We start from the raw sequence: 11501 nt of genomic DNA, 5'->3' as shown, positions 1-11501 counted from the left end.
CCTCCTTTGCGGACCTTCGGCACCAGCAGATAAACCGTCCCAAGCCGGGTATTCAGCTTACGGGGACGATAGCCACAGCGGTAGCCCGAGCGGTCGTCCGTCCGTTCGCTTTTCTCAGCATTCAGCTGCGTGGTGACCTCTGCCTCCATCATCTGGTTGCAGAGCCACTCCAGCATGCTGAGCATGGGATCCGGCTGATTCATAAAGCTGAATAGTAAATTCGTGAGATTTGTGTTAATCTGATTGTGAGCCATTGAGAGTTCTCCTTTGTGAATGAGAAGTTTGGTCGCTAATCATTTTACACGAGCCTCAATGGCTTTTCTACTATTCACTTTTGCGAACAATATTGTACTCTATCTTCTTTGAAGAATTATATAATTATTTGTAATGAGCTGATAATTATACATAATTTTACGAGCACGAATAGACAAAATATACTGTTAATACATTAAATCTATCGTAACATTATGACTACAACTCAGGAGGTAACACATGCTTCGGGTAGGATTAATACAATTATCAATTATTGAAGGTAATGTGCAAGAGAATAAAAAGCACATTCGTGATCTTGTTACAAAATATTCCAGAGATGAAATCGATTTATTATGCTTTCCAGAACTATGTCTCAGCGGTTATGACTTCGATCAGGCTGATAATAGCTTGGATGAAAGCGAATTTATGGCTGGCCTTGCGAAAGAATACTCTGTTTCGATCCTAGCAGGTATCTACCTACGTGAAGGAGACAAGCGATACGATGCCGTACGTATGTGGGACAAAAACGGAACTCTTCTTGGAACATATCGAAAAATACACCTATACGCTACTGAGCGCAGATTCTTTTCTGCCGGTTCCGATCTATGTATTATTCCTTTCAAAGGCTGGAATATCGGAATTCTTGTATGTGCCGATCTCGGATTCCCTGAGGTCACACGGATATTGGTCGATAGTGGCTGTGATCTGGTGATCTACCCAAGTGCATGGGCAAGAGGAAAAGGATTCGACGAACTGTTCACGAATTGTGGGAGGATACGAGCTGCAGAAAACCAGGTGTATACTATCGTTCTTAACCGGGGTGATGGGGACCAGGAATACTGTGGATATACAACAGTTTCCAATCCAGACGGAACTGCTCGTCTGTTTCTGAATGTAACTGAGGAAACATATGCAAAAGTTACTCTGAATAAAGATGAGATCCGGAACATTCGTGAAATGATCCCTTGGCAGATGATGCGACAAGATGATCTCTATCGCAAATTATCTCACAAAAATGATTCCCTTAATTAAACAGAAACACATCAACCGCCAATCGTAAAGCGATTAATTATATTATATCTGATTTTGTTTATATAGATGTCGACTTCTATTCAATATTTCCCCAAGGCAGATAAACTGCCGCCTAATACTTTTCAGGAAGGAGAAGCGTTATGGAAGACAATACAAATAAAGTTGAAGATGCAGCAATGACGCCAGTACCAGAAGATGCTCGTCAACACTGGATCACTCCTGCTATGATCATGGCAGGAAATGAATTCTGTACCCCCGTTCTTATGGTTGGTGCTACCCTGATCGGTGCATTTGGCTTCAAAGGGATGATACCCGTTGTTTTATTTACCTTCCTGGTGATGACTTGGATCGGTAATTCGTTGAATGGTTATATGGGAGCGAAATATGGTTTGTCCTCTTCGGTAATTGCAAGACAGTCGTTTGGCGATAAACAGGCTCGTTTTATCATCGCCCTGGTCGTTGGTGTCGTCAGCATGGGATGGTGGGCGATCCAGACTTCCGTTACCGGAAACGCCTTGTGCGCGATCATAGGAATCGATTACACGCACAACCGTTTCGCATGGGCGATCGCAACGATCGTTGTAGGCATATTATTCGCAATCCCGTCTATTATGGGAATTACATCTATTAAAATCGTCGACTATATTGCAGTTCCAGGAGGACTGTTATTATGTTTCGTTGGCGTCTATCTGGCGTTAAAGAATGTTGGACTCAGCGGAATACTGAATTCGACAGGAGATGGTAGTATGACATTCGCTACAGGCGTTGCAGCAGTTATAGGCTTGAATGTTTCACAATGGGTGATCTGTGCCGACTATACGAGATTCGCGAAGCCAAAGGTCCTGGACAACATCCTGATCCCCTGGGGCATCATTGCCTGCGGTATTCCTCTCGTTATCATCGGGGGGATGATGGCAGTAGGTAAAGGTACTGCAGATATCGTAGCCGTCATGCAGAATCTCGGATTCCCTGTATGGGGATTCATCGTATTATGGCTTGCAGCCTGGACCAGCCAGCTCGTTAACAACTACACGATGGGACTCAGTTTTGCAAATATCTGCAATATCACATCTTCCAGAGGTCGGAAAATCGTCACTTTGGTCGGGACACTACTTTCTATCACTTTATCTATCATGGGTATCCTTGATCACTTCACGGACCTTCTTAGTCTTGCAGGTCTTCTTTATCCGGGGCTTGCCGGCGTTATGTTCGTCGATTTCTACGCAAGGAAAGTGAAAAAGTGGAACGACAATGTTGGGTGGAACTATATGGCAACTATCGCCATTATCTGCGGCGTTGCAGTAGGATATATTACAACTTATGTGAAGCCGTTGGGAATCGCTCCGCTCCAGGCAGTTATCATTACCGCATTGGTATACTACATCGCCATGCGCATAAAGGCAAAGGTTGCTCCAGATAAGTTCACTAGTGGGATGTTCGCAATAGAAACATCCGATAATCGATAACAATACAAAAAAGGAAGAGAGGGTCAAAATGGAATATCCTATTGGAGTAGAAATGATGCCGGATTATCTGGCATACGAACTGGGAAGGGCTGCAAACAAACTCCTGGCACAGATGATGCTGGTGAAGCCCGGCGAAAATGTTGTGGTCACAGCTGATACGTCTACAGATAGTCGGGTTACCAATGCCCTTATGACAGCCGCCTATACGCTTGGTGCTACGCCGATCCTTGTATACTGCGCGACTTCGGACAAGTCTTACGCAGAGCCCCCTGCCCCGCTTGGAAATGCTATCTCTGTTGCAGATGTATGGGTCGAATTATCCTATTCCTCGATTATGCTTTGTAAATCATGGCAAAAAGCGATCGATTATGGATGCCGTTATATCAATCTGACCGGCATGGATACAACGATGCTTTGCAATCTGGTCGGGAAAGTGGATGTTAACAATGTAGTTAAGCTTGGTGAAACGCTAAAAGCAAAAATGGAAGCATCCGATAAGATCGAGATCACTAGTAAGAGTGGAACAGAACTTACAGCCTATAACCATGGCAGGAAAGTCAGACACTCTGGCCAGCTTGCAACACATAACGGATATCCGTATATGATGTGCGGTCAAATCTCATGGTGCCCAATAGAAGAGACGATCAATGGTACGCTGGTATTCGATGAGGCGATCTTTCCGCCAACAAATATAGGGATCCTGAACGAACCAGTTAAACTCACTCTGAAAGATGGTATTGTCGTTTCCATTGAAGGGGGAAAAGAGGCTGATATCTATAGAGAATGGTTCGCCTCTTTCGATGATCCAAATATGTACCGCTTGGCCCATTACTCAATGGGATTTAATCCGGGGTCTACGAAAGCGACCGGTAGGATCGTCGAAGACGAACGAATCTTCGGATGCATGGAGTTCGGCATCGGCAGTCAAGGAAAAATGATCATGGGAAGTTATTGGAAAGCTGCTTCTCATACCGATGGCGTTCTTGGAAAACCGACCATTATTCTTGACGGAAAAGTTCTTGAAGAAGACGGAAAATATGTTGATCCAGACATCGTAACAATTTGCAGAGAAATGAATATCCGGGGATATTAAATGGAACCAAGATATGTATATACAAAAGCTGCACCGCAACCAGCAGGCCATTATAGCCAAGTTATCATATATGATGGAATAGCTTACATATCGGGCCAGCTGCCGATAGATCCCCGGGCCGGAAAGATCCTGGCCTTAGATTTCGAGGGACAGGCATCCCAAGCTTTGAATAACCTGGAAGCGATCTTGAAGGCTGCTGGAAGCGACATGTCACACGTCTTAAAAACGACCGTTTATATCCCCGATGTTTCCTATTGGAGCAGAGCAAATGAACAATATGCAAAATCATTTGGAAAAAGCAGACCCGCAAGAACGATCGTTCCAACCAGAGAACTCCACCATGGTGCATTGATCGAAATAGATGCTATTGCAGCGATAATAAAACCAATAACTTGAGCATGGTGTTGAATCGGCCAGAAGTGAAGAAACGAATCTCCTCCTGGCCGGGGCGTATGAAAATTTCTCTGTAATTACAGGTCTTTCATGAGAAATGTGAGTGGGCTGGTCAGTTTTTTCTGGCCAGCTCTTAAATATTGTCTAACAGAATCCTGATGGCATGTCAAGAGATGCCCAGAGGATCTGAACAGATCTCTGCATATGTATCTGGAAAATGCTGATAGTCCGGCAGGCGGTCCGGGTACATGATCGCCAGTTCCCCACGGACTTTACCCCAGTTCCGGATCGGCATCGTCCATTTTCGTGTGGCTTCGAAGGTCGCCAGGTACAGCGCCTTCAGACGGGCCTGAGAACCCGGGAATACGCTCCTTTGACGGTTCAGCCGCCGCAGCGTGGAATTCAGGGATTCTATGGAATTGGTCGTATAGAAAGCCGTCCTGACGTCTTTGGAAAACTTGAAGATAGGAGATATGGCGTCCCAGTTGTCACTCCAGCGTTTCATGGCATACGGATATTGAGCGTTCCACTTGCCGGTGACCTTTTCCAGCTGGACCAGAGCGGTCTTCTCATTCGGCGCGGTATAGATCGTTTTCAGATCTTTCGCAAATGCTTTCATATCTTTGTTCGCCACATACTTCAAGGTGTTGCGGACCATGTGTACGATGCAGCGCTGATGCTCTGTTTTCGGAAACGCTGCCTGGATCGCTTCTTTTATTCCGGACAATCCATCCGAGCAGAGGATCAGAATATCCTGGACACCCCTGTTTTTCAATGAATTCAGAACAGACAGCCAGTACTTGCTGCTTTCCTTCTCCCCGACTTCGATCGTAAGCACTTCTTTTCTGCCGTCCGCATTGATCCCCAGGACGATATATGCAGCCAGTTTGCTGACGACTCCGTCTTCCCTGACGGAAAAATGGAAGGCATCAATGAACACGATCGGATAGAGTGATGATAAGGGACGGTTCTGCCAGTCTTCGATCTGCGGCAGGATCTTGTCTGTCACGTCCGAGATGAAGCCTTCAGACGCTTCGAATCCGTAGATATCCTCTATCGTTTCCGAGATCTGTTTCGTTGTCATTCCCTTCGCATACATCGATATGATCTTACGGTCGATATCCGAGATATCTTTCTGGCGTTTCTTTACCACCTTCGGCTCGAATGAGGAATTGCGGTCCTGCGGTACATCGATCTCCATACTTCCATAGCTGGAATTGACCCGTTTGCTTTTGTAGCCGTTGCGATAATTCCGGTCAGGATCATGCACTTCCGGCCGTTCTGATTTTTCGTAGCCGATATGCTCATCCATCTCGGCTTCCATCATCTCTTTGATAGTGCCGCCGAGAAGATCCTTCAATGCATCCTGAATATCCTGTGCACTCTCGATATCGTATTCTTCGAGCAGTCCACGAATGATGGCGCATTTCCCTTCTGTCATTTCGACATGGTGTACTGGTTTTCTTGGCTTTCTGGTCATAGTAAAAGGCCCTCCATGAATGATTGTATCATGAAAGGCCTTATCATCATATTATTACAGACTTTCTTCCATAGTCTCGGAAACATTAATTTCTCAATGGCTGCATCTGTCAGGGTTTCATTCAATGGCCAGGATAAATGCATTTCCCGTGCTCGTTTTTGAACCTTGACAATAGTTTTTTGTGAAACGCCTATGCTTTGAATGATGTTTCGCTGTGACAACCCTAAGGCGGTAAGCCTGAGGATTTCTCGATACTTGGTCATAAGGGTGACCTCCTCATAATAGATTTACATCTTGCGATGTATGTATCTATCTCTTTCGCCTCCAGGAAATCAAGCCTTCCGAGTTCTTCTATCTTGTCCCGGTCCAGACTGTGGTTGAATCCGTAATCGATGTTTTCCAACGGCTTTTCGGACTCGAAACCGGCGGCAGACCGCAGCTTTTCCGTTCGTCTGGCCTGTTTACCGGCCGCCTCGACCGTCAGAAGTCTTTTCAGAATTATCATCTGGCGCATGCTGTCACGAAGACACAGAAAGAGATCCTGAAAGCCTTCGGGATGACTGCAGCGGACATACAGAAACAGGCAGGCGGGATCAATGAAGATCTGAACCGGATCGAACAGGAGGCGTGATATGGCAGGCAGAAGAACAAGACTTACGATAGACGAAAAGATCGAGAAGCAGAAGGCCGTTGTCTCCCGCGCCAAGGACAGATACGATACCGCGTTGGACGAACCGGACAAGCTGATGCAGAAAAGGGAACAGATGCGGAAGAAGGAACTGATGGAGGCTTTCGAGAAGAGTGGCAGATCCTATGAGGAAATCATGGAGTTTCTGACAGCTGACCCAGACGGAGAATGACAATAACTATCCCCGGCGGAGGCAGATCCGCCAGGGAGAAACCATGTGAGAGTTAAAAATTCAGGAAGTTCACAGACAACATCGGTCTATAAATCGACCGATGTTCTTTTTATAAACGAACATATGTTTACTTTTTGCCGGACCGGCCATATAATATTGATATCAGCTGACGCAGAACAATTACCCCCAAGAGATCCGGCAGAATGCCGTGATCAGTGTAAGCTTTGTTGCTGGTGAAGGCAGCACTTTCTTTGTTATAAAATCAGAAGTGCTGCAGACTTAGTACATTATCGGAGTGCCGGAGTTCTTCAGCGATTCGTTTCCCTATCCCTGAAGCACCGGCCGGGGATGCACACGCCGGGATCAGAAGTTCCACTGGCACACAGAGTGTGAAAGAACGAATTGAAGGGAGACGAGATGGGTAACAACAGAAACGGCTCCAGACAGAGAATAGCAACAATATGTTCGAGCCGGGAAATCAGTGAAACTGAAGTTTATGACAGAGCGAAGAAGCTGTTGGAAATCTACCGTGATGTCTGCTGGGAGACAAGTGAATATGCGAATCTAGTCAGGGAAGACCTTGCCTTTGAATACGGATACGCCAGCAGTGACCTTGATACTGCCCTGCTGTATCTGGAAAATTTCGCGCCAGATGAGCAGAAAGAGAAATTTGCCGCAAAGATACGGGCGCTGTTCAGTGTCAAATGGATGGTTGAGATTGTAGATTCTGCAATCATCAAAGTCAGAGAGTTCCCACTGAACGGTGAACTGTATGCTCATATTCTGTCCATGTATTATCTGGGCAAATTCCAGTACACCGAAGCGGAGATGATGGAAGAGTTGAATCTTGAAAGAAGCTCGTATTACCGTCGTAAGAAGGAAGCGGTTATTGTTTTCGGACTGGCGATCTGGGGAGGAAGTATCGATGATTTACGGCAGATTATGCTAGGAAACAAGCCGCAGCAAATGACGTTTGAGAAAATGGCCCGGAGTTATCAGAAAGTATGAGGAAAGGAATGTCAATCAAACTGAAAGAATTATGGCCGCCACGGGACGGAATGCAGAAGATTCCCGAGGCATGCAGTGCCCGGGACTGCTCATGAAGGTCAACGACATGATGAAGACTATGGCGGATGGCAAAAAACTGGCGGTGACCGCCTCCGATCCCGGTTTTGTCAGAGACATCCGGGCGTGGGCAAAAAAGACGGGGAATGCCGTGACCTCCAGCGGAGAAAACGACGGGGAATACTATGCAGTGATCCGGAAGGGGCTCGCAGAAGAAACGGACGGGACAAGCGCCGGGATAGTATCTGCTCCTGCATCGGCAGCTGCCGCTTCGCCGGCCGAAAAAGACGGCCAGACCATTATCGTCTTCTCCGGTGACTTCGACAAGGTGATGGCCGCCTTCATCATCGCCAATGGTGCTGCAGCCATGGGCAAGAAGGTTACCATGTTCTTCACCTTCTGGGGACTCACCGCACTGCTCAGACCGGAGAAAAATGTGAAGAAATCCGGCATGGAGAAGATGTTCGGCGCCATGCTCCCGCGGGGCGTGGATGAGCTGAGCCTCTCCAGAATGAACATGGGCGGCATGGGCGGCCGGATGATGAAGAAAATCATGGCGGAAAAAAACGTAAATTCCCTGAACCATCTCATTGTGCACGAAAAACAAGGATAGGGTGAAAAAACCCGCTGGTGGACGAAGTTCCTGTCAGATATTATACTTATGTAAACATTGTTTTCTGTTGAAAAGCCATGAAAGCAACCGCCGGTTGACAGATTGAAAAGCCTGGTTGGTGGCGCGCAACCGCCTTTCGATCGTACCATTGGTGCAGAAAGAGAAATCAGTCAGCGTGTAAAACCGCAATGAACCATGGAGGAAGAAAATGATCATCGCAGATAAGATCATCGAAAACAGAAAGAAAAACGGCTGGTCCCAGGAAGAGCTGGCAGGGAAACTGGGTGTATCGAGACAGTCGGTGTCAAAATGGGAAGGTGCCCAGGCTGTGCCTGACATGAAAAAGATCGTCCAGATGTCCGATCTGTTCGGGGTGAGCACAGACTATCTTCTCCGGGATGAGATCGAGACTGTGACCCCGCCGGAGGCGGTGCCTGTGGACAGCGGCCTCGGTGAGGACCTGGTAAGAAGCGTAAGTATGGAGGAGGCGAATGCGTTTCTCGTTCATAATGAAAAGGCTGCCTCCCGGGTATCGACAGGGGTGATGCTCTGCATCCTCTCTCCTGTGATCATGATTGTCATGACCGGACTGGCCGGGGCAGAGAAGATCCCGATGGATGAAACGTTCGCAGGCATCGGAGGACTTGTGGTTCTGCTCATCATGGTTGCAGCTGCGGTGGGGCTTTTCCTGAAAACCATGATGAGCGGCAAGCCGTTCGAGTACCTCGAGAATACAAACATCGATACCGAATACGGCGTCAGCGGTATGGTCAGGGAGCGCTGCAGTGACTATGTGGAGACCCACAGCCGGCTGCTGATCATCGGTATCATGCTTTGTGTGATCTCTGCGATCCCGCTGGTCATCATGGAGCTGGCCGGATATTCGAACAATACGGACGTCCTGCCGGTCGTGGGGGTTGCAGCGCTCCTGGTCACCGATGCGATTGGTGTGAAGATGATCGTGCTCACCTGTATCAGACAGGGCGGATTCGACAAACTCCTTGAAGAGGGGGACTACACAAGGCTCAGCAAGAAAGCCGGCCGGTACGACGGCATATACTGGGCAATTGCTCTGGCGGTCTATCTGGGATGGAGCTTCATCAACAACGGATGGCAGTACACATGGATTGTATGGCCGATCGCCGGCGTTCTTCACGCTGCATACAAAGAGATCATGAAGGCGGTCGCAAGGAAGAGATAGCCGTTTCAGCGGAAACCGGCCGTCACCTCACTCAGCACATGCGGCGTGCGATCTCTTCGAATTTCGCAGTCGGGAAAGCGTCCACCGACAGGGTGGATCCGAAGGTTCCGCCGTACATCGTGAGCACGCCTTCGCTGACACCGAAATGACGCCAGACCGGCCCGCCGTCGTAGCGCATTGTCTGGAGTTTTTCATAATAGACCAGCGTCCGCGCCGCGTTGAAGATGCCCTTCCGGACGACAACGCCATTCTCCGCCAGACCGAGACCCGCTGTTGCGCCTGCGAACACAGAAATCACTGCTGCAGCGGCGGGGACTCCTGCTGCAATCATCAGTTTCCAGTGGAAGGACAAAGGGATCATAAGCCAGGCGATCGCCACCACCGCCGATGTGATCAGCACATAACGTACCGTGTCGACTGCTGTCAGCACCCCCCGCTTTCGTTCCCATTCCATTTGATAAAGCTGCTCATACTCCGGCAGCAGCCGGTTCATAAGCGGGGCGATTCTGTCCCACTTCAGATAGAGGGAAAGATTGCATACCTCGTCGTCATCATCACCCATCCCGATCACAGCGATTTGCAGTTCTTCGTAACCGAAAATCCGGGCCAGAAAACCCTGCTTCACCGTTACGGCATGAATCTTGCTGACCGGAATCGAAAAATCCTGTCTTTTTGTCAGTCCGTACGCAAGGCGCAGGGAATCCTCGTGCCTCATGCAGCGGAAATCATATAGATGCAGAAAGCTTTTGACAGGAGGGCCGATCAATGACCAGACCGCCACAAGGAGCACCACTAGACTGGTCAGAAACTTCCCGGGGCTGGTGGTATCGATGCCGTGCATATCATCGATCAGCATACCGCTGCCCAGCGCCAGTCCGGCCACACCGATCAGAAGGCCGGCGATACTGGTGGAGAACAGCGCATGGCGAAGCACCACTCCCGTGCTGAAGGAAATGCCGTTATGATACAGCTCCTGCGGATTGACCGGCACCGGATCTTCCGTCCCCATCCGGCTCATCACCAGCTTTTTGAATTCCTCCGCCTTGTTCCGGGCCAGAACCAGATCCACGTCGGTATCTTCTGCCGTCGAAGCTGAATTCGTATCAATGCGGATGCGGTAGACGCCGAGTATCATCTGCAGCAGGTTCTGTTCCAGATTAACACTGGATACGGTCGCCAGGTCGATCATGTTTTGTCTGTCAATCATGGTCGCCCGATGCACAATCAGGTTCGTTCCGTCCAGGATGATGTACGTCCGCCACCAGCGCCTCACCGCCAGTGCCGCCAGGAATGCGAGCAGTACGAGGAGCCCCATCAGGACCGGATTGTACCGGGACGGGATGCCACCGGTCGCCTTCAATTCCCGGAAAATGCGTTCCGCATCCCGCAGGTTGGTTACGATGAGTACGGCCAGTGCGGCCAGTACACCGGTCGCTTTCGTAAGCAGAACGCTGAAATGGCTGCGGTAAACAATCCGCTCGTTCTCATTCATGCCTGAACCTCCCTTCCCCGGGCGATCCGGCTCACCTTGCGCTTCAGGGACGCTGCAATCTCCTCCGCCTCCGCTGCCGGCAGATACTGCACATCCACATCGCCGCCTGCCGTCACAACGGAAACCGACGCCAGGCCGTATCTCCGCTCGATCGGTCCCCGGCTCATCTCGATCTTCTGCACCCGCTCGATCGGCACGATCGCAGTCTTTTTCACGAATACCCCGGAACGGATATTGATCTCTTCCTCATTAATGGCATACCTGTACCAATGATATAGTATTTTCGGCGACACCAGCTTTGTCACAGTTAGCACTGCATAAAGCGCCAGTACAATGCCCGCCACAATCCGCCGATGGGGGATGCCCGGGAAAAACCATCCGAACCAGAGGTTCGCCGCAATCCCCAGGAAGATCACCCCGTAAACCACAATGCCAATCCCGCTGATCACATACATGTATTTCAATGCATTCTTCTCTAACTTCTTGTATTCTTTCATCTCACACTCTCCGCTTCGCTGTTTTTCGTTCATTCTATACCGAGAAACAGAAAAAAG

General features: G+C 48.9%; 14 protein-coding genes. 8 read left to right on the top strand and 6 right to left on the bottom strand.

Annotation, left to right across the window (positions count from 1 at the left end; genetic code table 11):
• Positions 1-254, bottom strand: a 254-nt coding sequence (locus BLQ24_RS08080) for a transposase (RefSeq protein WP_176755892.1), incomplete at its 3' end; no start/stop codon positions are given.
• 238 nt (positions 255-492) lie between these two features.
• Between BLQ24_RS08080 and BLQ24_RS08075 the strand changes: the two genes are divergently transcribed.
• The 4 genes from BLQ24_RS08075 to BLQ24_RS08060 all read left to right on the top strand — a co-directional run bounded on the left by BLQ24_RS08075 (position 493) and on the right by BLQ24_RS08060 (position 4239).
• Positions 493-1284 (top strand): carbon-nitrogen hydrolase family protein, encoded by a 792-nt coding sequence (locus BLQ24_RS08075; protein ID WP_090164456.1) that lies wholly within the window; start codon positions 493-495, stop codon positions 1282-1284.
• Between the two features lie 140 nt (positions 1285-1424).
• A complete protein-coding gene (locus tag BLQ24_RS08070) occupies positions 1425-2750 on the top strand; it encodes a cytosine permease (RefSeq protein ID WP_090164455.1) in 1326 nt (441 codons plus the stop codon).
• Positions 2751-2778: 28 nt separating this feature from the next.
• Positions 2779-3843 (top strand): aminopeptidase, encoded by a 1065-nt coding sequence (locus BLQ24_RS08065; RefSeq protein ID WP_090164454.1) that lies wholly within the window; start codon positions 2779-2781, stop codon positions 3841-3843.
• Positions 3844-4239, top strand: coding sequence for a RidA family protein (locus tag BLQ24_RS08060; RefSeq protein ID WP_090164453.1), 396 nt, complete (start codon positions 3844-3846; stop codon positions 4237-4239).
• Positions 4240-4402: 163 nt separating this feature from the next.
• On the opposite strand, the gene BLQ24_RS08055 is transcribed toward BLQ24_RS08060, so the two are convergent.
• The 3 genes from BLQ24_RS08055 to BLQ24_RS08045 are packed head-to-tail and all read right to left on the bottom strand — an operon-like array spanning position 4403 to position 6221.
• The gene (locus tag BLQ24_RS08055; RefSeq protein WP_336433278.1) at positions 4403-5677 is read right to left on the bottom strand and encodes an IS256 family transposase; all 1275 of its coding nucleotides are present in this window, start codon (positions 5675-5677) and stop codon (positions 4403-4405) included.
• A gap of 35 nt (positions 5678-5712) precedes the next feature.
• On the bottom strand, positions 5713-5979 hold the full coding sequence (locus BLQ24_RS08050; RefSeq protein ID WP_242869620.1) for a transposase: 267 nt from the start codon (positions 5977-5979) through the stop codon (positions 5713-5715).
• The gene (locus BLQ24_RS08045) at positions 5976-6221 is read right to left on the bottom strand and encodes an ATP-binding protein (protein ID WP_176755891.1); all 246 of its coding nucleotides are present in this window, start codon (positions 6219-6221) and stop codon (positions 5976-5978) included. Before BLQ24_RS08045 ends, BLQ24_RS08050 begins: the two co-directional genes overlap by 4 nt.
• A gap of 127 nt (positions 6222-6348) precedes the next feature.
• On the opposite strand from BLQ24_RS08045, the gene BLQ24_RS08040 reads away from it, so the two are divergent.
• From BLQ24_RS08040 to BLQ24_RS08025, 4 genes are all read left to right on the top strand, one after another.
• Positions 6349-6576: a hypothetical protein gene (locus BLQ24_RS08040; protein ID WP_090164451.1), complete on the top strand. Its 228-nt coding sequence runs from the start codon at positions 6349-6351 to the stop codon at positions 6574-6576.
• Between the two features lie 417 nt (positions 6577-6993).
• Positions 6994-7584: a hypothetical protein gene (locus BLQ24_RS08035; RefSeq protein WP_090164450.1), complete on the top strand. Its 591-nt coding sequence runs from the start codon at positions 6994-6996 to the stop codon at positions 7582-7584.
• A 70-nt stretch (positions 7585-7654) separates the two neighbouring features.
• On the top strand, positions 7655-8254 hold the full coding sequence (locus tag BLQ24_RS08030) for a DsrE/DsrF/DrsH-like family protein (protein ID WP_242869619.1): 600 nt from the start codon (positions 7655-7657) through the stop codon (positions 8252-8254).
• Between the two features lie 208 nt (positions 8255-8462).
• Complete coding sequence (locus BLQ24_RS08025; protein ID WP_090164448.1) at positions 8463-9455, top strand: helix-turn-helix domain-containing protein; 993 nt, start codon at positions 8463-8465, stop codon at positions 9453-9455.
• 31 nt (positions 9456-9486) lie between these two features.
• Here BLQ24_RS08025 and BLQ24_RS08020 read toward each other — a convergent pair whose 3' ends face one another.
• Together BLQ24_RS08020 and BLQ24_RS08015 are read right to left on the bottom strand one after the other, a co-directional pair.
• Positions 9487-10947, bottom strand: a complete 1461-nt coding sequence (locus tag BLQ24_RS08020) for a PH domain-containing protein (protein ID WP_090164447.1) — start codon at positions 10945-10947, stop codon at positions 9487-9489.
• On the bottom strand, positions 10944-11444 hold the full coding sequence (locus BLQ24_RS08015; RefSeq protein ID WP_176755890.1) for a PH domain-containing protein: 501 nt from the start codon (positions 11442-11444) through the stop codon (positions 10944-10946). Before BLQ24_RS08015 ends, BLQ24_RS08020 begins: the two co-directional genes overlap by 4 nt.
• Between the last annotated feature and the right edge of the window lie 57 nt (positions 11445-11501).

This window comes from Eubacterium pyruvativorans (assembly GCF_900102225.1).
Classification (GTDB): domain Bacteria; phylum Bacillota; class Clostridia; order Peptostreptococcales; family Anaerovoracaceae; genus Aminicella; species Aminicella pyruvativorans.
The sequence above is the reverse complement of the archived record's forward strand: the minus strand, read 5'-3'. Positions and strand labels throughout refer to the sequence as shown.